Raw genomic sequence first — 26,450 nt, 5'->3', positions numbered from 1 at the left:
ATTAGATGCCAAACACCCGCTTGGCATTGCCACTCAGGAACAGGGCTTTCCGCTCATCATCCAGCTCCAGCTTATCCAGGCTTTCCAGAGCCTTACCCGGCAGAATCATCGGGTAGTTGGTGCCAAACAACACCTTGTACTTCCCGTTAGTCTTCATATAACGAATGATCTCGGGCGGATAACGGTCCACGGTATACGCCGAAGTATCGATAAAGACATTCTCATGCTTGGTAGCAACGGCAATGGCTTCTTCCGTCCATGGGTAGCCGATATGTCCGGCGACAATTTTCAGTTCCGGGAAGTCCAGTGCCACCTGATCAAGATAGATTGGACGGCCAACCTCCGAAGGCATCAGCGGGCCAGTATGACCAATCTGGGTGCAGAACGGCACATCCAACTCACAACAGGCGGCATAGATCGGGTAAAACAGACAATCTGTAGGCGGCAGGCTCGCCAGCCAGGGCAGAACCCGAATACCTTTAAAACCCAGCTCCTGCACACAACGACGAATCTCCTTCACCGCCTGCATCGGTTTGGAGATATCGACAGAACCAATACCCACCAGACGATCAGGCGCCTGAGCGACAAAGCTGGCAACCTCATCATTGGTGATCAAATCCTTGCCCGGAGCCTGCCATGCTGAGATCAGGCTGCGGGAAACATTCCCAGCATCCATGGCCGCGATTGTGACCGGCACAGGAATCTCTGTGGTCGGTGTTACCATCTTGGTCCAGCGCTTCAGAGAATCAAATATGGGATCCGAGATATGACGCAGGGTGGGATGCTGCGCCCAGACATCAATAATTTCAGGCTGTGTTGCGGACTGCTCACTCATAAGCTGCACCTGGCTGATATTTTTATTGTTGATAGCAACGTTACCCTATCAACAACGTGGTGAAACCAACATTGTAAAAATAAACAGAATCACTGTTGTTTTCCGACACCTGTTACCATGGCCCAGTAAAGAATAAGAAGAGGCATATCATGAAGATTTACGGAGATATCCAGTCCGGCAACTGCTACAAAATCAAACTACTGCTGACTCTGCTTGATGTTGCCCATGAGTGGGTACACGTCGATATTCTGCAGGGCGATACCCGCACCGCTGCGTTTCTGGACAAAAATCCGAACGGCAAGATCCCGGTACTGGAGCTGGATGATGGCCGCTGCCTGACCGAGTCCAATGCCATTATTAACTATCTGGCGTCTGGCTCATCACTGATGCCAAAAGACGCTTTTGACTGTGCCAAGGTGCAGCAATGGCAGTTCTTTGAGCAATACAGCCACGAACCTTATATTGCCGTCGCCCGGTTTATTGCCAAATATCTTGGCCTTCCTGATGACCGTAAAGATGAGTACCAACAGAAGCAGACAGGAGGCCATAAAGCCCTGGCAGTGATGGAAGAACAGCTGAGCAGAACGCCTTATCTTACCGGCCAGCAGCTCACTACTGCTGATATATCCCTGTATGGTTACACCCATGTTGCTGATGAGGGCGGATTCGATTTGCAGGGCTATCCGGCAATTCAGCAATGGATTGATCGTATTCACTCTCAAAAAGGCTATATCGGTATGAGTGCCTGAAGGCACAATACACCCTGAAAAATAACAACAAAGGTAAAGCTTTATAGATACGCAGAAGTTTATTAATGCCGCCAGAGAGTCCATCTTCGCACTCGATGATTTCCCACAGCTGGTGGTAGAAGACCAGATCCGCACGGAGCTGGATGAGGTTCTGGAGCTCAACAATCCTGAAACCCTGCTCAGCCGTGCGACGCACTTTGGTACAGGTACACCCGATGGCTATCTGAACAGACAGATTGAAACCAGCGAAGGCGCAGTGATTGCCGGTATTCGTCACCTTGGCGGAGATAAAGACAAACCATTTATCTTTATCTGGCCCTCATTTGATACGCGGCTGATTAAAAACGTCATTGATGAGATCACGCCACACTTCAGCCTGTTTCAGCCGCTTTATTACAACTACTGGTGTAGACCGGAAAAGAACCTTAAAAACGAACAAGTCTTTCAACAGCGCTTTATCGGCTCCATTATTGAAATGACGAAGGCGGATACAACGCCTCTGGTGCCTGCTGATGACTACTGGAACTGGTACGAAGCTGAGTATCGGGACTTCCATCAGCAAAACCCGGAATACAAATATCGCATCCCCATTAATGATCGGGAAACCATGGAGCAAAGCCGGCAGGAAGGTCTGCTGTATTTCTTTATGCACAATAACCAGAAAGCAGGGCTGATTGCCGGTGAGCAGGAGATATTTCTGGGTAAACCATCGGTTTATCTCAATGAGATTCTGATCAGTAGCTCTTTCAAAGGGCAAGGGTTGGCTAACCGTATGCTGGCCAGCTTTGTTGCCACACTGGAAGCGGATTACTTCAACTGCAATATTGATGTGGAGAACATTCCCTCCACCCGTACCGCCTTGCGATCAGGGCAAAAGATATTCAGCCAGGAAGTTTTCGTGTCGTTCTAAGGCATTACACGTTATGAAAATAAGAAGAATCAAAAGCGCTGATAAAGAGAGTTTTATCAAGCTATGGGACACAATCTATGCGGAGGGCTGTTATCTCCAAAAGCCACCGCCTTCCGATGACATTATCGAACGTGTTATCCACAAAGTAGAAGAACGGACGCTGCCCAACTTTGTTGCGGTTGATAATCACAGGGTCGTTGCCAATGTTGAGGTTTTTCCTGGTTCCATGTCCGGAATTGAAAGAGAGCATGCTGACCAGATTGGCATTCTGGGAATCCAGATACACCAAAACTACCGCGAGCAGGGACTTGGTCGCAAACTGATGCGAATGGCTCTGGACGATAGTCGCCGCCATGGGTTCAAGGAGATCGAACTTCATGTTTTCTCCTCCAACCAAAGGGCTATCAACCTGTATCAAAGTCTGGGCTTCATCTATCAACACGACAGTGGTGAAGAACAGCTCCCCAATGGGGAGAAGGTTATATCGCAATGTATGCGGTTAAGCCTTTAGAAAATTATATTACGGAACAAAGGATAGTGAGGGGTAGCTTTTAGCAATCGTAAAATGTTTTCATACAATACGACACCTCTCATATTTTGACTTATAGAATAACCATAAGAGAAATAAGCATGCTTAGCCGTCTGATCTTATTGATAGCACTCTTTGTTACACCTCTCGCTTCGGCAAGCGATATCTTTATGATCGCCCGAGCCAAGGTTAATGATTCGACACTTACCTCCGTCGTTTTCTTTAACAGCCACGAAATTACAACTCTGAAGGAGTGTGAAACCGAACGCCGCTACGGCAGCCGCAATAACTGGCGCGTGTTTACCCATGTCCTGAATACCGGTGGCGTAAGTTATGGCACCCAGTACCGCTGCGCGACCAGCCCTCAAAAGGTCAGCAAGTGGTTTGATACTGACCCTTATACCCGCAAGTATCTGGTGCGCTATGACCAAAACAAAAATATGACCGTAACCCCTTACGACTCCATCGCTGATTGCCGACGTCAGGTAATGAAGGAACAGGATGAAGAGAATATCAATCTGTTCTGTGCCAGCAGTAATCAGGATTTGATTAAGTCCTGATTCAATAGCTATCACTACGGCAATAGTTTTACGTAAATCATCTCCCAAAACCAATAATAAGAATTGCAGTTATAAATGAGCACTAACAGAAAAATTCATAATATTCTGAGCAAACTGACCAGTGAAATTATTGCAGAAGGCTGGAAGCCAAAAGACGTTAATGCAAAGCTGAAATCTCGACTCTCTGAAGAGTTTCGAGATCTGAAGGACGAATACACTTACATGCCAAACTCTTCGGATGAAAAGGAAAGCTCACACAAAGAGTGGCTCTATGACCTCACCATCCGTCGCTACAAAAATGGACGATTCGTCGGCGTCGAAATTGCTGCAGAATTTGAACTCTCAAGCACCTGTGAAGGTGGTATTCGTCGAGACTTTTTTAAACTCTTGCAAGCAGATGCCGCAAACAAGCTCTTTATTTATAAGCACGACGAACGAGATAGTCTTAAAAATCTAGGCTCCATTATGAGGGATAGCGCCAACGTCTATGAAAATGATTATCCGCCAGAGAAGCTGATCATCGCCTCCTGGTCCACAACTGATCAGTGCTTCACCTTTTATTGAGGTTACTGCAGCAATTCTAAAGAGCCCTAAATAACATAACTATGTTGAACAAAGATCTGGAAATTGTGAAAGGTGACTGTCGCCTCAAAATTCGTTGTTGCGCCGTCATTATTCATAACAATGCGATTCTGCTGCATCAGTTCGAGAAAGATGGTTACTGGGCACTACCCGGTGGCAAGATGCATTTTGGAGAGCTATCCGAGGAAGGTGTCAGGAGGGAGGTTCAGGAAGAGATTGGCTATACCGTCGCCTCTGCCCGTCCTTTATGGATTGCCGAGCAACTTTACAAAGAAAGCCATCTGTTTCACGAGCTGGGGTTCTTTTACCTGATATCCGTTGAGAATCAGGATGAGCTCTACCGTAAGGGCGAGTTTACCGTTGAAGATGAAGGCGCAACTCTGCGCTTCAAATGGTTCCCGCTGGATCAGCTGTCCGAGACAGACGTAAGACCGGCGTTCCTCAAAGAAAGACTGCTTGCCATACCCAACCATCCTGAACTGATTCCCGCCAGAGAGTACAGCCTCTAAGCTATGGGGTTAGGAACTCTGTGCAGTGCTACACATCCTGCACAGAGTTCCGGTTAAATGGCAGACAAACACTGATACTCTTCCAGCACATAGTTATCAGTCATGCCCGACATATAATCGATCAGCAGCCTGACTCGATAATACCACTCCAGCGCAGCCTGCTCTTCAACACTGCCTTTCAGACCCGCCACCGCTTCACAATAAGCCTCTTTATGCTTGCCCGACATCCGGTGATAGAGTCGTTGGGCGATAAAGTGCCGGGTTGGGCGCTGTTCAACAATCTCCCTGAACTCGTCTCCCGGAATTTCCAGCAGTGGCTGGTAGATCACCATCAACCCCATCAACGCGGCATAACCGCGCAGCTCAGGTGTTTCCACTTCCGGCTGGCTGAACACATGCTTGCGGGCGACCCACTTCAGTGTCAACAAGGCAAGATGCTGCTCCGAGCCGCCATCAATAAGCGGCTCATCGAGAGAGCCATCAAAAATCGCCTGATGATGTTCGCTGTAACGGGCAGTGGCGTAGGCCACAAGATCTTTTACCAATCGTGTTCTCAACCGGGTGATAAACAAATGCGCTGTCGCATTGTTGCCAAGGGCGTTGGCGACAATATCAGGCAAGTACTCACTCTCACCAAAATCCTTTCTCTGGCACTGCTCCTGCCACTCTTCCTGCAAAAGCTGTTGTAGCTGCCTCAGGTTCAGAATGCCTTTATCCACAGCATCTTCGATATCGGCAATACAATAGGCAATATCATCTGCCGCCTCCATGATGTAAACCAATGGAAAACGATGGCCGGGGGCAATATCCAGATGCTGCCAGATCATATGGATCAGCGGCTCTTCGCTGTAATAACAGCCGGGCTTTTTATGGCGATAGCGGTAGCCTTCATCGGCTTCTGTCTGCCAGGCCGGACGCGTGTACTTCACCAATGCTGCGACCTGGGATGTGGTCAGGTTCAGCTTTTGCAGACTATGAATGATACGCAGCCCCTGTGCGTTTCCCTCAAAGTGCAGAAGATCCGGTAATAATTTATCGGTATACAAAGCCGGAATCGAAAACGACTCGCCGACCGTTTTCAGGAAGCAGGCATGACCATGTTTCTCCATCCAGTCATTAATGGCGGCTTCCCCAAAGTGACCAAATGGTGGGTTGCCAACATCGTGCATCAGGCATGCCATCTCGACCAGATTGGTAAAGGCTGTTTCAATCCCTTCCAACCCCAGCTCGGCCAACTGCCCCTGATCAGCAAAATGCTTCAAGATACTGCGGGAGATAAAGCGCCCGGTCTGCTGCACTTCCAGTGAGTGCGTCAGGCGGCTTCTTACGGCTGCGTTACTTTCCAGTGGGTACACCTGGGTTTTCTGCTGAAGCCGTCGTATGGCGGCCGATTGAATAATCCGCCCACGATTACTTTCCGTCTCTTCAACAATATCCCGCCCCTCGACAGTCGTCGGACGTTGTCGCCGGCAAGTGATCTTGGTCTTGTAATCCATGTTGATCTTACCCGGTAGATATTCTCTTACAGTAAGCACACGCTTACCGCCTGTAAACCTGAATACCGCTATTGCGCTGATAAATGTTCTGCATCTTCAAGCAGAATTCCAGACAAACGACCAACCAGCATGATTTTTTTTGATAGCTAACCAGAAAGCCTAAAAGAAAATTCAATACAGTAGGCGCCACGCCACTTGCAGCCCTCACCTCTGTAAACCGATCCCAGCAATATTCCCTTTTTTGCAGTGCTACTCAGCAGTATCCGGAGTCATCGACTATTTATTCAACAAACTGTCCGGCATTCACTGAGAAGAGGATAAAGCTGTTATGGCGCTTCATATCACGAAGTCTGATATACCCGATGCGGATATTTTCGAGCAGCCTATCTCTGAACTATCTCTGCCGAAATATCAGTTACCGGAAAAAAGCCACTCTCCTGATGTTATTCATCAGCTGTTAAAAGACGAACTTCTTCTTGATGGTAATGCACGACAGAATCTTGCCACCTTCTGCTCAACCTGGATGGAGCCTCAGGTTCATGACTTGATGGATACCTGTGTCGACAAGAACATGATCGACAAAGATGAATATCCTCAGACTGCAGAAATGGAATCCCGCTGCGTTCATATTCTGGCCAAACTCTGGAATAGCCCTTCCTCCAAACAAACCATTGGCTGCTCAACCACCGGCTCTTCAGAAGCCGCCATGCTGGGCGGACTGGCACTGAAGTGGCGGTGGCGCAAAAAGCGTGAAGCGGAGGGTAAAGACGCTTCCAAGCCGAATATTATTTTTGGCCCGGTACAGATCTGCTGGCATAAGTTTGCCCGCTACTTTGATGTAGAAGTGCGCCAGATCCCGCTGGATGGTGATGAGGTCGGCATGAACCCTGACAAGATCAAGGATTATGTCGATGAAAACACCATCGGTGTCGTCCCGACTCTGGGCATTACCTACACCTGTGCCTATGAAGATGTCTTGGCTGTGTCCAAGGCTTTAGACAAGATCCAGCAGGACACAGGCCTTGATATTCCCATTCATGTAGATGCTGCGTCAGGTGCGTTTATCGCTCCTTTTTTACAACCAGAACTTCTCTGGGATTTCCGCATCGAGCGGGTGAAATCCATTAACGCTTCCGGTCACAAATACGGCATGGCGCCACTTGGAGTGGGCTGGGTGGTCTGGAGAGAAAAAAGCGATCTGCCAGACGATTTGATCTTTTATGTCGATTATCTCGGCGGCAATATGCCGACCTTTGCGCTCAACTTCTCTCGCCCCGGCGGTCAGATTGTTGCCCAGTATTACAATCTTATGCGGCTGGGCTTTGAGGGGTATAAAGGTATCCAGCATGCCTGTATGGATACGGCTCAGTGGATTGCCAAACAGATTGAGGATATGGAACCGTTCAAGGTTCTGTACGACGGTGTTGGAGGATTACCCGGCCTTAGCTACACCCTGAAACCTGGAGACTGGGGCTTCACGCTTTACGATCTATCCGACCGTGTACGTATGCGTGGCTGGCAGATAGCATCCTACCCTCTGCCTGCGCATCGTGATGGCACAGTTATCCAGCGTATTATGATTCGCCACGGTGTCAGTCGGGATCTGGCCAGCCTGCTGGTGAACGACATCAAGCGCTCAGTGGAGTACCTCCAGAAACATCCGGTTGATACCACCATGTCTCATCAACCTGGGTTCAGTCATACCTGATATTGAAGAGGGAGCCGGTCTTATTAGCAGGGCTCCCCATTTCTTTTTTTATCTATCAGGGTCATTTCGCAGCAAGAGGTAAATGTTATGGCTGAAACACCCCAATCAAAAGGTGGTGTAGCAAAGCTGACAGTGTTCACTTTCGCCATTATGAATGTGGTGGCGGTCGTCAGCTTGCGAGGACTTCCTGCGGAGGCTGAATATGGGTTGAGTTCCATATTCTTTTATATTTTCGCGGCGGTCTTTTTCCTCATCCCCGTATCCCTTGTTGCTGCCGAGTTAGCCACGGGCTGGCCTGAGAAAGGTGGAGTCTTTCGCTGGGTTGGTGAAGCCTTTGGGCCAGAGTGGGCTTTTCTGGCTATGTTCATGCTGTTTACCGAGGTGAGTGTCTGGTTTCCCACAGCCCTGACTTTTGGTGCCGTCTCCCTTGCCTTTATCGGGCCTGATCAAACCTATGATCAGGCGTTGTCGTCCAATAAGATTTTTGTTCTGTGTATTGTGCTGGCTATCTACTGGCTGGCAACCATTATTGCCTTCAGAGGTGTTGAAGCCTTTTCAAAGGTATCGAAATGGGGCGGCATGATCGGGACGATTATCCCAGCCATTATTTTGATTATTCTTGGTTTCTGTTATCTCTTCAGTGGCCAACCTGTACATATAGAGTTGAGCTGGGGTGATGTGCTTCCGGACTTTACCAACTTCAGTAATATTGTTCTGGCCGCCAGTATTTTCCTGTTCTACGCCGGTATGGAGATGAATGCCATCCATGTGAAAGAGCTGGATAATGCCTCCAAATCCTACCCCATGGCGATTGCTATTGCTTCCATTGGAACCGTTGTTATTTTTGTACTGGGCACACTGGCGATAGGCTTTGTTATTCCCCAGTCAGAGATTAACCTGACTCAATCTCTCCTTGTCGCCTACTTCGATATGTTTGAATGGGCCGGTATCGGTTTCCTTGCTCCGGTCATGGCGATCTGTCTCGCGATTGGCGTACTCGCCGGTATTATTACCTGGGTTAGCGGACCATCGTCTGGTTTGCTGGTTGTCGCTAAAGCCGGTTACCTGCCTCGTTTCTGGCAGTACACCAACAAGCATGGCATGGCGACCCATATCATGCTGGTTCAGGGTGGCATAGTTACGGTTCTCTCGGTTCTGTTTGTGGTTATGCCCTCTGTGCAGGCAACCTACCAGATACTCAGCCAGTTGACTGTTATCCTCTATCTGATTATGTATCTGCTGATGTTCGCGGCAGGTATTTATCTGCGCTTCTCCCAACCCAATCGTCCACGCCCTTACCGTATACCCGGCGGAAAATACGGTATGTTTGTGGTGGCCGGGATTGGCTTTATCGGTTCACTTCTGGCGTTTTTATTCAGCTTTATTCCACCAGGCCAGATCGAAATTGGCAGCCCGACTGAATACGTGCTGATTTTGATTGCGCTGACGATCTTCTTCGTCATTCTCCCTTTTGTGATCTACCACAACCGCAAACCGCACTGGAAGGCTGACGATACGGATTTCGCGCCGTTTACCTGGGAACTTGAAAATACTCACCCCGGTATTCAAAACGATTCCGATACCCATACCCATAAACTGTCAACCAAACATTTCCAGTGGTTGCATAAGAAAAAAGCCGCCGATACCTCGACTCCACCAACTGAGGATAAGTCATGAACTATTCCATAGATCAGTTACAGACTCTGGCCGATGAGGCCGTGTCTATGGGGCGCAAATGTTCCGACGGTGCCAATGCCGACTACATCCCATTTCTCGCCAGTGTGCCCTCACACTTATGTGCCCTGTCGATAGTCACCTGTGATGGCAATGTCGTGCACAGTGGTGATGCCGACTATCGCTTTGCTATCGAGTCCATCAGCAAGGTACCTTCTCTTGCTCTGGCCATGGAGCAGAAAGGCGCCGAGATGGTGCGCACAAAGATTGGCGCAGAACCCACAGGTCTACCCTTTAATTCTGTTCTGGCTTTGGTAGCTCACAAAGACAAACCTCTCTCCCCGTTGGTAAATGCCGGAGCGATGGCCACTGTCAGCTTTCTCGATGCTCCCGACAAAGAAGCGCGCTGGCAGATGATTCTCGATTTCCAGCGTCGGATTATGTCGGCCAATGTCTCGCTATCGGATGACATCAACACCTCTGAACAGGACACCAACTTCCATAACCGGGGTATTGCCTGGCTACTTTATGCGGCTGGCAACTGCTTTAGTGACCCTATGGAAGCCTGCGAGGTTTATACCCGACAGTGTTCAACGCTGGTGACCTGCGATGATCTGGCCACACTGGCCGGAACACTGGCGAACAACGGCACCAATCCGGTCACCGGTGAAAAGATCATCAGCCCGCAAAATATTGCACCGATTCTGGCGGAGATGACCATGGAAGGGCTTTACGACTATTCCGGAGACTGGGCGTTTCTGGTGGGCCTGCCCGGTAAGAGTGGCGTTGGCGGTGGTGTACTCGCCGTGGTACCCGGACAGATGGCGATTGCCGGCTTTTCTCCGCCTCTGGATGAAGCCGGCAATAGTGTCAGGGCGCAGTTGATGATTCGCTATATTGCTAACAAGCTGAACCTGAACGTTTATGCACCGAAATAAATATTTCGGTTATTGCACTTCAAGGCGAGCAGCCTTGAAGTGCGCATAAACAATCATTCCCGTATTCAAGGCCAACTTATGTCTGGCCCTTTGTGTGATCAGTGCGAGTAATACCTGCTCTTTAAGGCGCAGCTGTAATAAACAGTGCTTGTCGTCCAGTTCCTGAATATCTTCGAGTGTGGTTCTTAAACGATTCTGAATACTGATACGCTGAACATCATCCAGCGCAATACTGATATCCGCCGCCTGTACGACCACACGCACCTTTTGCCCGGGTTCAAGATCATCCTGATCAACAACAATCTCACAACCATCCACATCCAGCTCACTGACGCCATAGTCACCGACTTTGCGCACCGTTCCATCCAGCACAGACAGCGCATGATCATCCGCCAGCAGTCCCTGCGCCTGACTTAGCAACCAGTGTACTGCACCTTTATCAGCAATCTGACCATTGCTCATCAACAGCATATCGTCGGCCAGCCGTGCCATCTCTTCCCGGTCATGGCTGACGAACAGGACGGGGAGGTGAAAGCGTCGATTCAACTCACGCAGGCGGGGAATGATTCTCACCTTGGCCGCCCAATCCAAAGCAGCCATCGGCTCGTCCATCATCAATAATTGCGGTGAACGCAGCAGGGCTCTCCCAATGGCTACTCTTTGCCTTTGGCCGCCAGACAGGCTCTGCACAGGGCGTGCAAGCAATGCCTCAATATCCAGCCAGTCAATCACTTCATCGGGTGTTAAGTGATTACTGCTCGGATGCCGGCGCTTCACCCCATAGGTGAGGTTGTCCCGTACATTCAGATGAGGGAATAGTCGTCCATCCTGAAAGATATAACCCACCTGTCGCTGATCCGCAGGCAGATACTGACGCTCCCTCTGCCAGATCACATCCCGAAACTGGATAGAACTGCCGGGTATTTTTTCCAAACCGGCCAGGCAGCGTAACAGCGTCGTCTTGCCACAACCGGAAGGCCCCATAATGCCGGTGATATCAACCAGCTGCAGTTGCTCATTGACGGAAAGGGTAAAGCCCGAACGTTCCAGATGAATATCAAAGCTCAACATCAGTGTGCCTCCTTCTTCCGGGAGGGACGACGATCCAGGGTATAAAGTGCGGTCAGCAATACCAGAGCAAAGCCGATCAGGCCTCCGGCAATGAGATGGGCACTGGCAAAGTCCTGGGTTTCCACAGCGTCATAAAGCGCAATTGAAAGCACCTGGGTTTCACCAGGAATATTGCCACCAATCATCAGCACAACACCAAACTCTCCCACGGTATGGGCAAAGCCAAGGCTGGCGGCCAGTAGCAGAGGACGGAAAGTTTGTGGCAATACGATTGAAAAGAAACGATCCAGTGGTGAAGCTCCCAATGTTGCAGCCGCTTCCAACAGACCTCGATCCAACTGCTCAAAAGCCCGTTGCAAAGGCTGAACAACAAATGGCAGTGAATAAAATACCGAAGCCAGCACCAGACCGGAGAAGCTGAACGCCAGCGTCGAGCCGGTGATATCCTGCCAAAGCTGGCCGGGAAGACTGTTGGGAGAAAAGGCCACCAGCAAATAAAAGCCCAGCACTGTTGGAGGCAGCACCATCGGCAAGGCAACCAAAGCCTCCAGTGCAGGCCGAACCCGACTGGTCATTGAAGACAACTTCCATGCCAGCGGCAGGCCAAGCACCATAAGAATTGCGGTGGTTACACCTGCCAGCTGCAGAGTAATAATTAAGGCCTGCCAGACCTGCTCTGTCATCCCTTACCCTTTATAAACTTGCGTATATGTTGACTCGATTTTACTTTCAGAGCCGGCATTTGGTTCCACAACCGGTTGAGCGTCTCTGGTCGGTTGAACATCTCTGACCGGATAATAACCCGCGTCCTGAATAAACGCCTGTTGCGCATTATCCAGCAGGAAGCGCACAAACTGTTCGGCCAAAGGCTGATTCTTGCTGCCTGCAATCACAGCAGCATCCTGACGAATCGGTGTGTAGAGTTCATCCCTCAACAGCAAATAGCCGCTGTCGATCTTATCCGCACGCAACTGGGCCAGAGCCACAAAACCTGCCCGAACATTGCCAGTGGCCACAAACTGCCAGGCCTGCTGAATATTCGCGCCCTGCAGAAGCTGAATTCGGCTGTCCCCCCAAAGATGGAAGTGCTCCAGTACCTGCTTGGCGGCCAGTCCGTAAGGCGCTGTTTCCGGGTTGGCAATCGCAATACGACCACGCCATTCAGTAATGGTCTGATAGTCGGGCTTGGCATTCAGAGGTTGCCAGAAAACCAGACGACCATAAGCGTAGGTTTGTGGCTTCCCAACCAGCTTGCCTTCCTTCTCCAGCATCGCCGGACGTTCACTGTCTGCAGACAGAAACACATCAAACGGCGCACCATGAACAATCTGGTTGTACAGCACACCACTGGAGGCTGAAGACAGCGTGACTCTATGTCCGGTCTGTCGGCTGAAAGAATCCGCCAGCTCCTGCACAACCGGCCGAAAGTTGGATGCCACGGCAACCCGCAACACATCAGCAGACACAGTTTGCACCGCCAGCAACGTACCAGTGAGGAACAATGCACAGTGGGATATTAGAGAAGTGATTCGCCCTTGCAGCATGCGCATCAATTACTCTCCGATCACTGGACTGTCTGCGGCCTGCCAGCGATCCGCCGCTTCGGAATCACTGTCCCGGGCTTCAATCCAACGTTCACCTTCAGTGGTCTGTTCCCGTTTCCAAAACGGTGCGCGGGTCTTCAGGTAATCCATCAGGAATTCACAGGCTTCAAACGCGGCCTGTCGATGAGCACTGGCCATACCGACAAATACAATCTGGTCTTTAATATCCAGCTGACCAACACGGTGAATCACCCGCCAGGCATCAATAGGCCAGCGTTCACAGGCTTCATCCACGATCGCCTGCAGGGATTTTTCGGTCATGCCCGGATAATGTTCCAGGTAAAGGCCACCCACGGTATCGCCAAGATTCATATCCCGAACCAGACCGCTGAACATGACGACAGCTCCGGTTCCGGAGTTCTCACGCAGGGCATCGTATTCGCGGGCTACATCAAAATCTGCTGTCTGTACACTGATCACGACAGGTATCCAGGCCATCTGTTATCGACGCCTGAAGGATACAACGTTCCCCGTCTGTGCAAAACAAAATCGAAAACTGCTCATATCAGCTCTGTTAGAGAGACTGTCTTCACCACGAAGCAAACAACGGCCAAATAGTGTCTGAACAGGATAAGAGAAGATGAGGGAGCCAACATTCTCATGTCCACGCCTGCCATACGCCGACTTTTACGGATGATCTGCCTGGTGGTTATCACTGCTTGCCTGTCTGTCAGTTACAGCAGCCGGGCTGTCAGCGTTATTCACGCCGAATACGACCCCGCCATAGCGATACCTATGCAGCCCGTCATTTATCGGGAAGGCGAAACCGATCTCATCATGCCGAATATTGTCGAGCTGCAGGAAGACTCGGAGGCATTCTTTGAGCCCAATACCGTTAAATTTCGTGCAAAAGCCAAGGAAATTGTTGAGCGCTGGTATCGCTACCTGCGAAGACAGCTCTGGACACCGCAACATGTTCCCGCAGACGATGTGATCTATCTCCTGTACCGAAAAGCCCCCAGCTCAGGCTCAGCAGCAGCAACAGCCAGCAAGAATTACATTTTTTTCTACGACTCCTATACCAATACCCCGGAAAAGGAAAAGACCTACGGCACGGTCATTCATGAAATCGTCCATCTGCTGCAGCACAACTACATGCACCATTGGGCCGAATGGATGTCCGAAGCTATCGCCTATTACATCCAGCACGCTTATTTTGAATCCTGGTCCGTCAATATCTTTATGGATATTACCCGCAAGGCGATGGTCGAACATCAGAACGGCAAAACCATAGAGACCCGCTTCCACAATATTTATTGTCGTAAAGAGCAAGTGGGCCACTGCCGGGGCTTCCGTGAGCGAGGCTATATCTACAAACAGGATGCCATTCATACGGCTGGCATGCTGAGGTTGATTGACTCTTACCACCCGGACAAGCGGGTTGTGGAAACGCTTCATCGTATCCTCTATGAGAAAGCCGCGTCTGGCACGATGAAATACTCCAATGAAGATTTCAGCAACACTCTGCTGGAACTGACCGGTGCCTCGCTGGACGAATACTGGTGTGATTATATGGCCCGGGTGACCGGTGAAGAGAGCAAGATACAAACCTGCTACCGCCCTCGTATTTATCAGTACCTCCCCAACTTCCTGCCACAAATCTGGTAACATTCAGGGTCAGTTTCCTACGCTTGATTCACAGCTCATGCCTGCTGACCTTCGTTTACATTTCCCGATTCTGGCTGAACAGGTTCACGGCCATCCACTGGTCTGGCTCGACAACGCCGCAACCACCCAGAAGCCACGCGTGGTCATTGATGCCATCAGTGATTACTACCTGCGGGCCAATGCCAATGTCCATCGTGCCTCACATGCCTTAAGCGCAAGATCCACCCATGCCTTTGAAGATGCCCGCGATACCGTCTGCCAGTTTCTGAATGCCCGACACAGCGATGAAATTATCTGGACCCGAGGGGCAACAGAGGCTCTGAACCTGCTGGCCTGGAGCTGGGGCAGCAGCACACTGAAAGCCGGTGATGAGATTCTGCTATCCGCCATGGAACACCATGCCAACATCGTGCCCTGGCAACTGGTCGCAGAACGCACCGGCGCAACGATCAAGGTGATCCCCATTACCGAGAGCGGTGAGCTGGATCTCGCCGCTTTTCAGCAGTTGCTCAACAGCAACACCAAAGTGCTGTCGGTCACCCATGTTTCCAATGCACTGGGCACCATCAACCCGGTGAAAGAGATGATTGCAGCGGCCAAGGCCGTAGGTGCACTCACTATTATTGATGGCGCTCAGGCGGTCGCGCACTTCCCAGTTGATATGCAGGATCTGGACTGCGACTTCTATGTATTCTCCGGCCACAAGGTTTACGGTCCAACCGGTATCGGTGTGCTCTATGGTCGCCGGGATCTACTGGAAGCCATGCCGCCCTGGCAGGGGGGCGGTGAGATGATCGACAGGGTCAGTTTTTCCGGCACCACCTTCCAGAAACCACCGTTCCGCTTTGAGGCAGGTACACCGAATATTGCTGGCGTGATTGGTCTGGCGGCTGCCATTAATTATCTCAATGCTCAGGACCGTACCCGACTGGCACAACACGAAACCATGTTGCGCCTGAAGCTGGAGCAGGCGCTGGATCAACTTCCGGGCATTCGTCGCATCGGTACGGCACAGGATAAGACAGCTGTCGTTTCCTTTGTTTGTGATCATATCCACAATCAGGACCTTGGCGTTCTGTTGGACCAGCAGGGCATTGCCGTACGTACCGGCCACCACTGCACCATGCCGCTGATGGAAACCCTGGGATTGAAGGGCACAGTGCGGGCGTCACTGGCCTGTTACAACACCGAAGCAGATATTGATCATTTCATCGCAGCACTGCATACCATTCTGAATGAAACGATCACAGCCGTGCAGGAACATGCTGAAACGGTAGTTGCCTTTGACAGCGAAAAGAGTGAACTGCCAGCAACATTTGCAGAAGCTCCTCACTTCACCGCTGACGGTCTTGAAACCCTGTGTCACCAGTTGCTGAAAACCAGAAACTGGCAGGACCGCTACCGCAGCATTATGCAGCTGGCCAACAAGCTTCCCACCTTGCCCGATGAGTTACGCCAGCAGGAAACCCAGCTTTCCGGTTGTGAAAGTACCGTCTGGATGCATCACTTTTACGATGAGAACAACCAGACCCTGCACTTTGCCATCGACAGCGATGCCCGTGTGATTCGTGGACTGGTCTATATACTGCAGACCGCACTTAATGGGCGTACACCAGCCAGCCTGCTGAGTTTTGATATGGATGATCTGTTTCAGCAGCTGGGGCTGATGAATCATCTGAGTCCATCACGAGGTAACGGACTGAAGGCCATTGTTAAAGAGATCGTCCAGACTGCGCATCGTTTCCTTTGACACAGCTCAACATTGGCCCCGATGCAATAAAGCCTTCGCTAATTGCCAAGTGTCGTGCGTTGAAACAGCTGGTAAGATGATCAAGTCAAAGGGGCTATTGAAACCCTGAATGACAGAGCGCCGAGCGGCCTTTCCTAAACCCGGTTACCAAATGGTACGGGCATGGGAGGGCAGCCGTGGTGAGTTATCACCACCGGGTTGCAGCGAGAAATCCTGTAGCCTCCCCTACCAATTGGAAAGGTGTTCAATGACAACATTACAGGACCTTCAGGGACGTACGTTCCCGTATTTGCGTCTGTCTGTGACAGACCTTTGCAATTTTCGCTGCCAGTATTGCTTACCGGACGGCTGCAAAGACACATCCCATAGAACTGCGATCAATCTCGATGAAATTCGTCGGATTGCGACTGCCTTTGCCTCACTTGGCACCAACAAGATTCGTATCAGTGGTGGCGAGCCCACCCTGCGCACCGATTTTGTCGATATTCTGAAAACCATCCGTGATGTGCCCGGCATCAAGACCGTGGCAGTAACCACCAACGGTTACAAGATGGATCAGCGGGTGGAAAGCTGGATTGATGCCGGCATGACCCACCTGAACGTCAGTATCGACAGCCTTGAACCGGCGATGTTTGAACGCATTACCGGCCACAACCGGCTGGATGAAATATTGCGTGGTATCGATATCGCCTTTGCCAAAGGCCTGCCCCGGGTGAAGGTCAATTCCGTGCTGCTGAAAGGCATGAATGACAAGGAACTGGATCGTTATCTGGACTGGATTAAAGACAAGCCAATCACAGTTCGCATGATCGAGCTGATGGAAACCGGCGATGCCGATACCTTCTTCCAGAATCATCACCTGTCTGGTCAGATTATCCAGAAGCAACTGCTGGAGCGGGGCTGGATTAAATCCCTGCGTCTGGAAAATGCCGGGCCGGCTCACGAGTTCTGTCATCCGGATTACCAGGGCCGTATCGGCCTGATCATGCCCTACTCCAAGGATTTCTGTGCTGACTGCAATCGCCTGCGAGTGAACAGTCAGGGTGAGTTGCAGCTTTGCCTGTTTGCCGAGCACGGCCACAGTCTGCGCCATCTGCTGCAAAGCGATGACCAGCAAGAGCTGCTGAACCAGCGTATCTGTGAGCTGCTCAACCTGAAGGAAGACAAGCACTTCCTGGATCAGGGGATGACCGGAAGTACACGTAACCTGTCCATTATTGGCGGATGAGGCCGTTATGCTGTTACAGCGTCCTATTCTTGGGTTTGCCGCCTTCAGTGGCACCGGGAAAACCACTCTTCTGGAACAGGTGATCCCACTGCTGAAACAGCAGGGGTTACGCATTGGGCTGATCAAGGCATCCCATCACATTATTGAACCGGATAAACCCGGCAAGGACAGCTACCGACTACGCCATGCCGGTTGCCTGCAGACGGTGCTGAGCACTCCGAATCGAGCCATCAGCATTACCGAATACGACGAGTGTGATCCGTCACTGGAAGACCAGCTCTCACTATTGGACCAGAGTCGTCTGGATCTGATTCTGGTAGAAGGCTTCCGGGATGCGAGCATTCCCAAAATTGAACTGCACCGCAGTGGCTTCGAGCGTCCGTTTCTGTTTCTGAAAGACAACAATATTATTGCCCTGTGCTGCGATGAGGCGACACAGCCTCCCGCCACTACGCTGCCAAGGCTGGATATTAACCAGCCCCAGCAGGTGGCAGAATTTGTACTGGCCTTTAGCGGACTAGAACAAATGCCGAACCAGCTTGCGGGCAATTAAGCTGCCCCAGTAAAGGTTCAGGGCATTAAAGACGCTGGTCGAAAGCATAATGCCCGGATGGAGATACTCGGCGTTTGGATAACGCACACCATCCCAGTACCAGGCTTTGACATACTCACCCAACATTTTCGGGAATACGCCCCAGCGGTAGAGATAGAAAGTCAGGGCAAAGCCATACAGGAAACGTTTGTCGAAGGCCTGCATGTGCAAAAAAATACTGGAGGTTTCCATCAGCAAGGCATCGGTGGCGAGGTGCATTTTATCCAGGCTCTTCAGTGTGCTCAGAATCAGAAAAATCGTGCCACCGTGCAAAAGGTACTGCGCTGAGCCTTTGGTCAAAGAGTCATAGAGCTCATACCCAGAATAGCCATAGGTCACATAGGGCAGCAGCTCTTCCATCAGGTTGTCAGGGCCGTCACCATCGACCACCCGCTGCCAGCTGGGCTTATCGCGCTGCCAGTAGATCCAGTTTGAACCGAAACCGGTGATCAGCGAATGAACCAGAGGCGCGCTATAAAGGTTGCCACTGTAATCCTGCAGCCACTGGAAGCCGATGCCGGTGGCTAAAGGGATCCAGTGTTTGTAATCGTTAAGATTGCGATGTATCCAGCTCTGATGTTCAACCGGAGTCAGCTTGTGCGGATCCTGCATCAGGTCGTCCAGACGGGATTCCGAAATTGCCAGCTCCTTAACCGGTATGTTGTACCAGCCAGGAGCCTGCTTGATTTCCCACTCGTTAAGCCGGGCGAGGGGAATCACCAGTGTTTCGGTGTTTGAATCTCGATGAACAGATTCAGCCAGGGCGTTACTGGCATAAGCCAGCACAAAGGGTAAAAGCAGAGCGTGTAAACTGCGTATCCATTGAATCACCGGCAGGCTCCCGGACTGAAAAGCCGGCAAGTATAGATAGAGAGGTGGCATAGCCCGCCTCAGCAATAGAAATTTTTCAGGTTAGTAACCAGATAAGGAGTTTCACCATGACTGACTGCTGCGCAAAACCGGGCCTGATGTCTCTGGAGCAGGCTTTACAGACACTGCTTGCCGGTGTGACCGCGGTTAGCGAAGTTGAATCCATTGCTCTGGCTGAGTGCGATGGTCGGGTACTGGCGCAACCGGTTATCTCACCGATGAACGTGCCGCCCCATGACAACTCTGCCATGGACGGTTATGCACTGCGGGCTGCTGACCTGGCGAGCCAAAAGCCTCTGCCGCTGGCCGGTGAATCCTTTGCCGGTCATCCTTATGAAGGTACCTGTCCGGAAGGTCACTGCATCCGTATTATGACCGGCGCTACGATTCCGGCCGGTACCGATACCGTCATCATGCAGGAACAGACCGAGCGCACCGAAGTTGGTATTCGTTTCCTGAAGCCTGCTGATGCCGGCAACAATATCCGCAAGGCGGGTGAAGATATTCAGGAAGGTTGTGACGTTCTTGCTCAGGGCCACCGCCTGCGCCCTCAGGACCTTGGCCTGCTGGCCTCACTCGGTGTGGCCAGTGTGCCGGTCTATCGCAAAGTGAAAGTGGCAGTATTCTCCACCGGAGACGAACTGAAGCTTCCCGGTGAAACACTGGGCCATGGCGATATTTACGACAGCAACCGCATTGTTGTTACCAGCATGCTGCATCGTCTGGGTATGGATGTTCTGGATCTGGGCAAGCTCCCGGATAATCGTGATACTATTCGCGAAGCATTGATTCGTGCCGATCGGGAAGCCGATGCCGTTATCACCTCCGGTGGTGTGTCTGTCGGTGAAGCCGATTACACCAAAGAGATTCTGGAAGAACTTGGCGAGACCAGTTTCTGGAAGCTGGCCATCAAACCGGGCAAGCCTTTCGCCTTTGGCAAGCTGCCTGACAGTGTGTTCTTCGGTCTACCCGGCAACCCGGTATCTGCCACCATCACTCTGCATATTCTGGCGATAGCTGCGCTGCGGATTATGTCTGGAGAGAACCATCAGCCTCCTACCACTTTTCTTGCTACTACACTGACTCGCTTGAAGAAAGCACCGGGGCGTCGTGAGTTCCAGCGCGGTATTCTCTCTGCAGACGACAGCGACAACCCAATTGTCGTCACTACCGGCAGCCAGGGCTCCGGCATTCTCCGGTCTATGAATATGGCTAACTGCTACATCATCCTTCCAGAAGAGAGTGAAGGCGCAGAACCTGGAGAGCAGGTTTTGGTCATGCCTTTCGATAATCTGCTTGCCTAATCCCCATCTTAGAGTCTCTAGAGGGAGAGGTGATAACTCTCCTCTCCCTCTATTTAACATCACAACGACTTTATCAACAGTTTGATACCCTTATGCCCCTGAACAGCGGCAAACGGTTGTGCATCATTCAAGGTAAATTCGCTGTAGGCGATAGCGTTTTTCTCAACAAAGCCAAACTTGTTCATAAACATATGCTGGGAAATATTGCCCGATGCTTCCGTATGGGCAAAGACAAAACCTTTTTCCTGAGCTATCTGCAATGACTGTTCGATCAAGTCGGTCACCATTCCCTGCCCAGTGAAATCTGCAGAGGCTGCAATAAATTTAATGCTGAAATACTGGCCACTTTCTGGAGAGGTTTGACCGAAATAGTCGCTATTCAGCTTCTCCACCATAACTTCTATCGGGTCAGCGTCTCCACCCTCATCTTCACCATGGTGAGCACCAGCCAGATCTGCACAAATGACTGCTCCAACAACTCTGTTGCTGAACCGACAGCGAGCCACAAGGCTCATACCTGTTTGCGCAGCCCGAGTTCCCAGGTTGGTCAGATAAACCTTGAACTCATTTCCATCAGAGGAATCCAGCATCGCCAGCGGTTCCCTCTCCATAAATACGGAAACAATCAGGCTGGCAACATCATCAACAGATGAAGAGTTCAGTTTCTCGACTATGTATTCTTTCAACATGACACAAGTGCTTGTGATAACAATAGATAAGGCATTCTATTGATTTACTACGAATCGATTTAACCCTTACTTGCACCATAAAACCAAGTAAAAAGGCCTAGAAGGAATTTCGCTTTTGCATCCGCAACCTACGTATAACAACGAAACTTATTGAAATTAATTACTATCCTCCAGAGTTAATTGGCTCTATCAATTTTCCGGGAACTCCCAAACAATTCACCATACTGCCTTCCCTTTCCAAACCCGCCATTTTTGATGCAAATCAATTTTTTGCGTTAAACACTCAGGCATGCTCCTTGGCAGTCAAACATCTAACAACGTGTAAAGGTATTGCTGCGTGAAGTCGGATATTGAAATCTCCAGGGACGCGAAACTGATGCCTGTTACCGAGCTGGCGGACCAGCTTGGACTGCAAACAGAGCATGTGGAGCCCTACGGCCACTACAAAGCCAAAATCAGCCTTGCCGCCGGTAAAGACCTTGCACATAAACCCGATGGCCGCATGGTGCTGGTTACTGCCACCACGCCAACCCCGTTTGGTGAAGGCAAGACCGTTAACACCATCGGCATTACCATGGGTCTGAACAAGATTGGTCGTAATGCCATCAGCTGTATTCGTCAGCCAAGTATGGGACCGGTGTTTGGTATCAAGGGCGGTGCCGCCGGTGGTGGTTATGCGCAAGTCGTTCCGATGGAAGACTTTAACCTGCACCTGACCGGTGATATCCACGCGATTACCAGTGCTCACAATCTGGGTTCCGCAGCACTGGACACCCGCGTCTTCCACGAAGAACGTGAAGGTTATGAAGCGTTTGAACAGCGCACTGGCCTAAAGGCTCTGCGTATTGACCCTGCTCGTATTGTCTGGCGCCGAGTGGTTGACCATAACGATCGCGCTTTGCGTCAGATCACAGTGGGCCAGAAAACCTGTGGTGCAAGCACCAATGAAAACGGCATCCCGCGCCCAGAAGGTTTTGATATTACCGTTGCGTCTGAACTGATGGCGATTCTGGCGCTGGCCACCAGCCTGCAAGATATGCGAGCCCGGTTTGGCAAAGTAATCATGGCCTATAACCATGATGGCGAACCTGTGACCGCAGAAGACCTGCAGGTTGCAGGCGCTATGGCGGCCATTATGAAGGAAGCCATCAAACCAACCCTGATGCAAAATCTGGAAGGCGGTGCCTGCTTTGTTCATGCCGGCCCATTTGCCAATATTGCCCACGGTAACTCATCTATCGTGGCGGATCAGCTGGCTCTCAAGCTGGCAGATTATGTGGTCACCGAAGCCGGCTTCGGCTCTGATATGGGTCTGGAGAAGTACTGCAATATCAAAGTGCGTGCCGGCGGTAAGTCTCCGGATGTTGTTGCTCTGGTTTGCTCTCTGCGTGGTTTGAAATCCCACTCCGGTGATTTTCAGGTAGTGGCTGGCCGTAAACTGGATCGCGGCATGATTGATCCAAACCTGCCAGCTCTGGAAAAAGGCATCAGCAACCTGCGCTTCCATATCAACAATGTGAAGAAGTACGGCCTGCCTTGTGTCGTAGCGATCAACCGTTTCCCGGAAGATACTCTCGATGAACTGGGCTGGCTGCTGGAGAAAGCCAAAGAGCTGGGTGCCGATGGTGCTGCCATCAGCGAAGGTTTTGCCCATGGCGGTGAAGGTTGCATGGCTGTTGCCAACGAGATTGAACGGGTCTGCAACGCCCAGAAACCTTACTTCCAGTATCTGTACAACTGTGAAGATACTATCACCACCAAACTCAACGATCTGGTCGTGAAAGGATATGGCGGCAGCAAGGTTGTAATCAGTGAGCAGGCCAAAGCACAGATCGCCGAACTGGAAGCCAAGGGCTATGATCATCTACCGGTATGTATGGCCAAGACCCAGCTTTCTATTTCCCACGACCCGAATCTGAAAGGTGAGCCAACCGGCTTTGAGGTTCCGGTTCGGGAAGTTCGCCTCTCTGCAGGTGCCGGGTTTGTGTATGCCCTTTGCGGTTCCGTTATGACCATGCCTGGGCTGGGTTCTCTGCCGGGTTATATGCAGATTGATATTGATGAAGACGGCAACATCATCAACCTGAGTTAATTGTTCTGTTTAGGGCTCAAGGTCTATAGACCTTGAGCCTCTTACACCTTGCGCTTATTACAGCAGCTGTGTCATCAAAGATTTCAGCAAGAATGGAATACTCCCGCCCTGAAGCGAAGACATATAAAGACTGTACGCTTCCTGCTGTGAGATTTCCTGACTCTGCAACCCTGCAATAGGGGCAGAGCCAAGATTAGAAATGTCACTGGTTGCATCACAATCCACTGCCGAGTAGTTCTGTGTACAACAAAGTGCCAGTTCATCCTGACTGACTTCCTCTTCAATCCCATTTGCCAGTTTTAAAACACAATCCAGATACTGCTGCATTTTCAATGCGCCCCGTCTATTCAGATCATATCGCTGAAATGGAACCGCCCCCTGCAAATCAAACTGTGGATAAAACTGCTCTAACGGAAAAGTATGCGTCAAGACATCTCTGCGTATGCCTATAGAAATATAGTGAAACAGCTCCCTGTCACTATCCGCTAACTGGACATCCAGATACACCTTGAAGAGGGTTACCAAAGCTCTTAGGTATTGCAGACGCGCTTTGGCCTGTGCACCCATCGTCATACTTGAATAAATATATATCACCCGACTCAGGGAGTGGTTAACCATGGTATGAACAGCATCGCCATGACGGACTGCATCAAAGCCTGTTAACAGCGCGCCTAACATAATACCGTTGGGGTGTCCCACCCAATCCTGGCTGTTCAGCTCTGACAAACTCACACGTGCGCCACCTTGCAGCACAGCAGCGGCGTAATCGACCGCCTTATCCCAGTTGCCAACCCGGACAGCCACCTGAAGCATTCTGACATTTTCACTCCGGCTATTACCAGACAGGTCTCGACTAAGAGGATAAGCATTCCGCTCCATTAATCGTCTGTCAGAGCATGGGGAGCGATCGCGGTAAGACACGCCTCTTTGCAGCTCACCTTCCTGAGACTGTTGAGCTGGAACATCATGATGCCGGCCTCGCGCATGCCGTTGATACTCACGATTCATGCCGCCGTTTGATGAAGAAAGATTCCTGAACATTCCTGTCACCTATTAAGATTTTCCCTAACATTATGTAAGACCTCCGATAACATTATTTAACGGGAACACCTAACAAGTTGGTTATCAGTCAGCCACTCTTACCAAACTGTTAGCCCTGCTGACACTCAGCCGGCTCCATGCACTCTTTCTCTGTAATCTCTTGTCACAAATAACAAGACGGTTAGGTAAGAGAGCAATGGATATGCTGACGACCCAACAACCAGCCACACAGCAAGCCGCCGCAAAACAGGCTGAAGCCCCTGTATTAGGACCTAAAGCAGATGCCGGTCGTTTCCAGCGCTGGAAGGCTCGCCACTTTGCCAACGGATTTATTCAAATACCACGTGCTCAATGGGCCAAGGGGCTGGGCAAAGGGAAAGGTGCGAAGTTCTTTATCAGCTCTTTCTCACGGCTGTTAATTATCCCGGCCAATTATCAGTATCCACACCTCAGTGCTTCGATGGGGCAGACCTTTATAGACCAGGATGCTGCCCATGTGCGCATCGACAGCCTCCACTACTCAGCTGCTCGCGATGCCGAGAGAGTTGTCTTTTATCGGCGTGATGAGCGCACCTACGAAACCGGCGCCCCCTTTGATGACGCACAGCTGAAAACAGCGCAATCCTGGATTGATAAATCCGGGCTGCCTTTTATTCTGGCGGTCAAACCTTGCCCCTCCATTCCACAGAGCTTTCTGACAAGTGATGATCTGGAACCTGACTCCCAGGATTCCGGTATAGATACAGACCGCTCCTCTCTGGACAGCTCATCTCAGGGCAGTGGTTCAGACACTCTGGAACAGGAGCTGGACACCTCAGTACAGGATCTGGCAACCGAAACAATTACCACCTCCAAAAGCACGCCAACAGCAAGCAAGGGGCGAGGCAGGGCTCGCAGCAAGAAAAAGGCACCACCAGCAACCAAAAAGAAAAAGAAGCCCGCAAGATCATCAGTCTCCCTGCCGCCCACCAGCAAGGCCGAGCCTCAGACGACTCACGAAGCCTCGCCTGTAGCCATGCAGAAGCCGCTACTGTGCACGCGGGATCACACATCGGATTGGGAAGCTTTTCTGGGTACGGATAGTCTGGAGCAGTATCTGAATGAAGATCTGAAAACACAGTCCGGCATCCAGCCGGATTCCAGATTACTTGAAAGCCTGATCGAGGCAGCAGCGGATGATTTCACTGCTTTCCATATCCGTATACAGGATGAACGCGTGAATGAGTCTTACCTGATCTCGACCGCGCGCATCATTGGCGATCGCTTCCAGAAGCTGATCTGCGCCAAGAAGCAGAACCGAGACAGGATCAGGAATCTGCTCGAAAGCAGCTTTAACGATCTCAAAAAATCATCGTCCCCATTTGTGGATTACAGTGCGCGGGCCGCATCACGGCAGCAGATCCAGCTCTCCCATATCAATCCGGGGGATCTACCCAAATTGCAGGCCGCTGTCACTGCGCTGCCTTCCCCGCGAACATCTCAACAGGAGCTGGCTCTTAATCTCACGCTACGCTTCTTTGCCTCATCCCTCACGCTCAACCGGGTCGATGCCTTTACCAGTGAAATGGAAGGCTTCAGTAATGCTATGGCCTCGGCCCTGCGTACCAGCTCACGTCCACATGCTCTGTTGATTGCCGGCATGGTTAATCGAATCACCGCCCTGCCCATTATCTATGGCAACCAATTGGCAGAGGATATTCAGCAGATGTCTGAGTCTGCAGACAGTCTGACGGAGTTAACCCGTTTGCAGGAAACCATGGATGGTCGATTACGAGAGCTGCAGGAGCTGACTACGGAATTTTTCACCTTCAGCTTTTACATGACCGATCTGCTGATCCAGATGGATGTTGCTGACCGCGGCAAAATCACACAGGTACTGGATGGGATTCCTGAATCGCTGCGTACAAGCTGCGAACGTCTGGCCACCAACATTACTGGCCAGATGAGCGGACAGCGCCTCAGCACTACGCTGGATACCCCGGCAGACCTAAGAGAAGATCAGAAAGATCTGGATCTTTCTGATGAAACCATTGGCAAGGCCACTATTGAAGCCAAACTGTGCATGCACTTCTTCCAGGAAATCTATGATCGTCTGGCAACGGGCAAGTAGA

At 50.9% G+C, this 26,450-nt stretch carries 25 protein-coding genes and 1 riboswitch; of the genes, 16 read left to right on the top strand and 9 right to left on the bottom strand.

Annotated features, from left to right (window positions below; translation table 11 throughout):
- Position 1 precedes the first annotated feature (1 nt).
- Entirely contained in the window at positions 2 to 835 is an 834-nt protein-coding gene (locus tag EHSB41UT_RS02215; RefSeq protein ID WP_087106450.1) for an amidohydrolase family protein, read from the bottom strand.
- A 149-nt stretch (positions 836 to 984) separates the two neighbouring features.
- Between EHSB41UT_RS02215 and EHSB41UT_RS02210 the strand changes: the two genes are divergently transcribed.
- The 6 genes from EHSB41UT_RS02210 (at position 985) to EHSB41UT_RS02185 (ending at position 4,674) form a co-directional block, all read left to right on the top strand.
- Positions 985 to 1,584 (top strand): glutathione S-transferase family protein, encoded by a 600-nt coding sequence (locus tag EHSB41UT_RS02210; protein ID WP_087106448.1) that lies wholly within the window; start codon positions 985 to 987, stop codon positions 1,582 to 1,584.
- 112 nt (positions 1,585 to 1,696) lie between these two features.
- Positions 1,697 to 2,494 (top strand): hypothetical protein, encoded by a 798-nt coding sequence (locus tag EHSB41UT_RS02205; RefSeq protein WP_087106446.1) that lies wholly within the window; start codon positions 1,697 to 1,699, stop codon positions 2,492 to 2,494.
- Positions 2,495 to 2,507: 13 nt separating this feature from the next.
- A complete protein-coding gene (locus tag EHSB41UT_RS02200) occupies positions 2,508 to 3,005 on the top strand; it encodes a GNAT family N-acetyltransferase (RefSeq protein WP_165767122.1) in 498 nt (165 codons plus the stop codon).
- Positions 3,006 to 3,124: 119 nt separating this feature from the next.
- Positions 3,125 to 3,583: a hypothetical protein gene (locus tag EHSB41UT_RS02195; RefSeq protein ID WP_087106442.1), complete on the top strand. Its 459-nt coding sequence runs from the start codon at positions 3,125 to 3,127 to the stop codon at positions 3,581 to 3,583.
- A 75-nt stretch (positions 3,584 to 3,658) separates the two neighbouring features.
- Positions 3,659 to 4,147 (top strand): hypothetical protein, encoded by a 489-nt coding sequence (locus tag EHSB41UT_RS02190; RefSeq protein WP_087106441.1) that lies wholly within the window; start codon positions 3,659 to 3,661, stop codon positions 4,145 to 4,147.
- A 41-nt stretch (positions 4,148 to 4,188) separates the two neighbouring features.
- Entirely contained in the window at positions 4,189 to 4,674 is a 486-nt protein-coding gene (locus EHSB41UT_RS02185) for an NUDIX hydrolase (RefSeq protein WP_087106439.1), read from the top strand.
- A 53-nt stretch (positions 4,675 to 4,727) separates the two neighbouring features.
- On the opposite strand, the gene dgt is transcribed toward EHSB41UT_RS02185, so the two are convergent.
- Complete coding sequence (dgt, locus tag EHSB41UT_RS02180) at positions 4,728 to 6,209, bottom strand: dGTPase (protein ID WP_133060360.1); 1,482 nt, start codon at positions 6,207 to 6,209, stop codon at positions 4,728 to 4,730.
- Between the two features lie 289 nt (positions 6,210 to 6,498).
- Between dgt and gad the strand changes: the two genes are divergently transcribed.
- The 3 genes from gad (at position 6,499) to glsA (ending at position 10,490) form a co-directional block, all read left to right on the top strand.
- Positions 6,499 to 7,878, top strand: a complete 1,380-nt coding sequence (gad, locus tag EHSB41UT_RS02175; protein WP_087106435.1) for a glutamate decarboxylase — start codon at positions 6,499 to 6,501, stop codon at positions 7,876 to 7,878.
- A gap of 87 nt (positions 7,879 to 7,965) precedes the next feature.
- On the top strand, positions 7,966 to 9,555 hold the full coding sequence (gene gadC, locus EHSB41UT_RS02170; protein WP_087106433.1) for a glutamine/gamma-aminobutyrate antiporter GadC: 1,590 nt from the start codon (positions 7,966 to 7,968) through the stop codon (positions 9,553 to 9,555).
- The gene (gene glsA, locus EHSB41UT_RS02165) at positions 9,552 to 10,490 is read left to right on the top strand and encodes a glutaminase A (RefSeq protein ID WP_087106431.1); all 939 of its coding nucleotides are present in this window, start codon (positions 9,552 to 9,554) and stop codon (positions 10,488 to 10,490) included. Before gadC ends, glsA begins: the two co-directional genes overlap by 4 nt.
- Before the next feature lie 9 nt (positions 10,491 to 10,499).
- Here glsA and modC read toward each other — a convergent pair whose 3' ends face one another.
- The 4 genes from modC to moaE are packed head-to-tail and all read right to left on the bottom strand — an operon-like array spanning position 10,500 to position 13,603.
- Positions 10,500 to 11,561, bottom strand: coding sequence for a molybdenum ABC transporter ATP-binding protein (gene modC / locus EHSB41UT_RS02160; protein WP_087106430.1), 1,062 nt, complete (start codon positions 11,559 to 11,561; stop codon positions 10,500 to 10,502).
- A complete protein-coding gene (gene modB, locus EHSB41UT_RS02155) occupies positions 11,561 to 12,244 on the bottom strand; it encodes a molybdate ABC transporter permease subunit (RefSeq protein ID WP_087106428.1) in 684 nt (227 codons plus the stop codon). The genes modC and modB overlap by 1 nt, the downstream gene beginning before the upstream one ends.
- Positions 12,245 to 12,247: 3 nt before the next feature.
- Positions 12,248 to 13,111 carry a molybdate ABC transporter substrate-binding protein gene (gene modA / locus EHSB41UT_RS02150; RefSeq protein WP_087106426.1) on the bottom strand — a complete coding sequence of 288 codons (864 nt, stop codon included), beginning with the start codon at positions 13,109 to 13,111 and terminating at the stop codon, positions 12,248 to 12,250.
- Between the two features lie 3 nt (positions 13,112 to 13,114).
- Positions 13,115 to 13,603, bottom strand: a complete 489-nt coding sequence (gene moaE, locus EHSB41UT_RS02145) for a molybdopterin synthase catalytic subunit MoaE (RefSeq protein ID WP_207626538.1) — start codon at positions 13,601 to 13,603, stop codon at positions 13,115 to 13,117.
- A 162-nt stretch (positions 13,604 to 13,765) separates the two neighbouring features.
- Here moaE and EHSB41UT_RS02140 point away from each other — a divergent pair, with 162 nt between their 5' ends.
- From EHSB41UT_RS02140 to mobB, 4 genes are all read left to right on the top strand, one after another.
- Positions 13,766 to 14,773: a hypothetical protein gene (locus EHSB41UT_RS02140; RefSeq protein ID WP_133060359.1), complete on the top strand. Its 1,008-nt coding sequence runs from the start codon at positions 13,766 to 13,768 to the stop codon at positions 14,771 to 14,773.
- 37 nt (positions 14,774 to 14,810) lie between these two features.
- The gene (locus EHSB41UT_RS02135) at positions 14,811 to 16,523 is read left to right on the top strand and encodes a SufS family cysteine desulfurase (RefSeq protein WP_087106422.1); all 1,713 of its coding nucleotides are present in this window, start codon (positions 14,811 to 14,813) and stop codon (positions 16,521 to 16,523) included.
- A gap of 108 nt (positions 16,524 to 16,631) precedes the next feature.
- Positions 16,632 to 16,782, top strand: a riboswitch (molybdenum cofactor riboswitch).
- The gene (gene moaA, locus EHSB41UT_RS02130) at positions 16,771 to 17,751 is read left to right on the top strand and encodes a GTP 3',8-cyclase MoaA (RefSeq protein WP_087106421.1); all 981 of its coding nucleotides are present in this window, start codon (positions 16,771 to 16,773) and stop codon (positions 17,749 to 17,751) included. (Overlaps the previous riboswitch by 12 nt.)
- A gap of 7 nt (positions 17,752 to 17,758) precedes the next feature.
- The gene (gene mobB / locus EHSB41UT_RS02125) at positions 17,759 to 18,304 is read left to right on the top strand and encodes a molybdopterin-guanine dinucleotide biosynthesis protein B (protein ID WP_087106879.1); all 546 of its coding nucleotides are present in this window, start codon (positions 17,759 to 17,761) and stop codon (positions 18,302 to 18,304) included.
- Here mobB and EHSB41UT_RS02120 read toward each other — a convergent pair.
- Positions 18,269 to 19,174 (bottom strand): TLC domain-containing protein, encoded by a 906-nt coding sequence (locus EHSB41UT_RS02120; protein ID WP_133060358.1) that lies wholly within the window; start codon positions 19,172 to 19,174, stop codon positions 18,269 to 18,271. The genes mobB and EHSB41UT_RS02120 overlap by 36 nt on opposite strands.
- 107 nt (positions 19,175 to 19,281) lie before the next feature.
- Here EHSB41UT_RS02120 and moeA point away from each other — a divergent pair, with 107 nt between their 5' ends.
- Positions 19,282 to 20,517, top strand: coding sequence for a molybdopterin molybdotransferase MoeA (moeA, locus tag EHSB41UT_RS02115; RefSeq protein WP_087106417.1), 1,236 nt, complete (start codon positions 19,282 to 19,284; stop codon positions 20,515 to 20,517).
- Positions 20,518 to 20,576: 59 nt separating this feature from the next.
- Here moeA and EHSB41UT_RS02110 read toward each other — a convergent pair whose 3' ends face one another.
- Complete coding sequence (locus EHSB41UT_RS02110) at positions 20,577 to 21,206, bottom strand: GNAT family N-acetyltransferase (RefSeq protein ID WP_087106414.1); 630 nt, start codon at positions 21,204 to 21,206, stop codon at positions 20,577 to 20,579.
- A gap of 337 nt (positions 21,207 to 21,543) precedes the next feature.
- Between EHSB41UT_RS02110 and EHSB41UT_RS02105 the strand changes: the two genes are divergently transcribed.
- Complete coding sequence (locus tag EHSB41UT_RS02105) at positions 21,544 to 23,298, top strand: formate--tetrahydrofolate ligase (protein ID WP_087106412.1); 1,755 nt, start codon at positions 21,544 to 21,546, stop codon at positions 23,296 to 23,298.
- 57 nt (positions 23,299 to 23,355) lie between these two features.
- On the opposite strand, the gene EHSB41UT_RS02100 is transcribed toward EHSB41UT_RS02105, so the two are convergent.
- The gene (locus EHSB41UT_RS02100) at positions 23,356 to 24,339 is read right to left on the bottom strand and encodes a hypothetical protein (RefSeq protein WP_133060357.1); all 984 of its coding nucleotides are present in this window, start codon (positions 24,337 to 24,339) and stop codon (positions 23,356 to 23,358) included.
- Positions 24,340 to 24,535: 196 nt separating this feature from the next.
- Between EHSB41UT_RS02100 and EHSB41UT_RS02095 the strand changes: the two genes are divergently transcribed.
- Positions 24,536 to 26,449 (top strand): hypothetical protein, encoded by a 1,914-nt coding sequence (locus tag EHSB41UT_RS02095; protein ID WP_087106408.1) that lies wholly within the window; start codon positions 24,536 to 24,538, stop codon positions 26,447 to 26,449.
- Position 26,450 lies beyond the last annotated feature (1 nt).

The sequence above is a fragment of the Parendozoicomonas haliclonae genome (genome assembly GCF_900174585.1).
GTDB lineage: Bacteria > Pseudomonadota > Gammaproteobacteria > Pseudomonadales > Endozoicomonadaceae > Sansalvadorimonas > Sansalvadorimonas haliclonae.
This window is presented reverse-complemented; position numbering and strand designations above follow the sequence as displayed.

What these genes read in the sequence shown, in the direction of transcription:
- EHSB41UT_RS02215 (WP_087106450.1), bottom strand. Translation starts at nt 835, where the DNA reads ATGAGTGAGCAGTCCGCAACACAGCCTGAAATTATTGATGTCTGGGCG.
- EHSB41UT_RS02210 (WP_087106448.1), top strand. Translation starts at nt 985, where the DNA reads ATGAAGATTTACGGAGATATCCAGTCCGGCAACTGCTACAAAATCAAA.
- EHSB41UT_RS02200 (WP_165767122.1), top strand. Translation starts at nt 2,508, where the DNA reads ATGAAAATAAGAAGAATCAAAAGCGCTGATAAAGAGAGTTTTATCAAG.
- EHSB41UT_RS02195 (WP_087106442.1), top strand. Translation starts at nt 3,125, where the DNA reads ATGCTTAGCCGTCTGATCTTATTGATAGCACTCTTTGTTACACCTCTC.
- EHSB41UT_RS02190 (WP_087106441.1), top strand. Translation starts at nt 3,659, where the DNA reads ATGAGCACTAACAGAAAAATTCATAATATTCTGAGCAAACTGACCAGT.
- EHSB41UT_RS02185 (WP_087106439.1), top strand. Translation starts at nt 4,189, where the DNA reads ATGTTGAACAAAGATCTGGAAATTGTGAAAGGTGACTGTCGCCTCAAA.
- gad (WP_087106435.1), top strand. Translation starts at nt 6,499, where the DNA reads ATGGCGCTTCATATCACGAAGTCTGATATACCCGATGCGGATATTTTC.
- gadC (WP_087106433.1), top strand. Translation starts at nt 7,966, where the DNA reads ATGGCTGAAACACCCCAATCAAAAGGTGGTGTAGCAAAGCTGACAGTG.
- glsA (WP_087106431.1), top strand. Translation starts at nt 9,552, where the DNA reads ATGAACTATTCCATAGATCAGTTACAGACTCTGGCCGATGAGGCCGTG.
- modC (WP_087106430.1), bottom strand. Translation starts at nt 11,561, where the DNA reads ATGTTGAGCTTTGATATTCATCTGGAACGTTCGGGCTTTACCCTTTCC.
- modB (WP_087106428.1), bottom strand. Translation starts at nt 12,244, where the DNA reads ATGACAGAGCAGGTCTGGCAGGCCTTAATTATTACTCTGCAGCTGGCA.
- modA (WP_087106426.1), bottom strand. Translation starts at nt 13,111, where the DNA reads ATGCGCATGCTGCAAGGGCGAATCACTTCTCTAATATCCCACTGTGCA.
- moaE (WP_207626538.1), bottom strand. Translation starts at nt 13,603, where the DNA reads ATGGCCTGGATACCTGTCGTGATCAGTGTACAGACAGCAGATTTTGAT.
- EHSB41UT_RS02140 (WP_133060359.1), top strand. Translation starts at nt 13,766, where the DNA reads ATGTCCACGCCTGCCATACGCCGACTTTTACGGATGATCTGCCTGGTG.
- EHSB41UT_RS02135 (WP_087106422.1), top strand. Translation starts at nt 14,811, where the DNA reads ATGCCTGCTGACCTTCGTTTACATTTCCCGATTCTGGCTGAACAGGTT.
- moaA (WP_087106421.1), top strand. Translation starts at nt 16,771, where the DNA reads ATGACAACATTACAGGACCTTCAGGGACGTACGTTCCCGTATTTGCGT.
- mobB (WP_087106879.1), top strand. Translation starts at nt 17,759, where the DNA reads ATGCTGTTACAGCGTCCTATTCTTGGGTTTGCCGCCTTCAGTGGCACC.
- moeA (WP_087106417.1), top strand. Translation starts at nt 19,282, where the DNA reads ATGACTGACTGCTGCGCAAAACCGGGCCTGATGTCTCTGGAGCAGGCT.
- EHSB41UT_RS02110 (WP_087106414.1), bottom strand. Translation starts at nt 21,206, where the DNA reads ATGTTGAAAGAATACATAGTCGAGAAACTGAACTCTTCATCTGTTGAT.
- EHSB41UT_RS02100 (WP_133060357.1), bottom strand. Translation starts at nt 24,339, where the DNA reads ATGTTCAGGAATCTTTCTTCATCAAACGGCGGCATGAATCGTGAGTAT.
- EHSB41UT_RS02095 (WP_087106408.1), top strand. Translation starts at nt 24,536, where the DNA reads ATGGATATGCTGACGACCCAACAACCAGCCACACAGCAAGCCGCCGCA.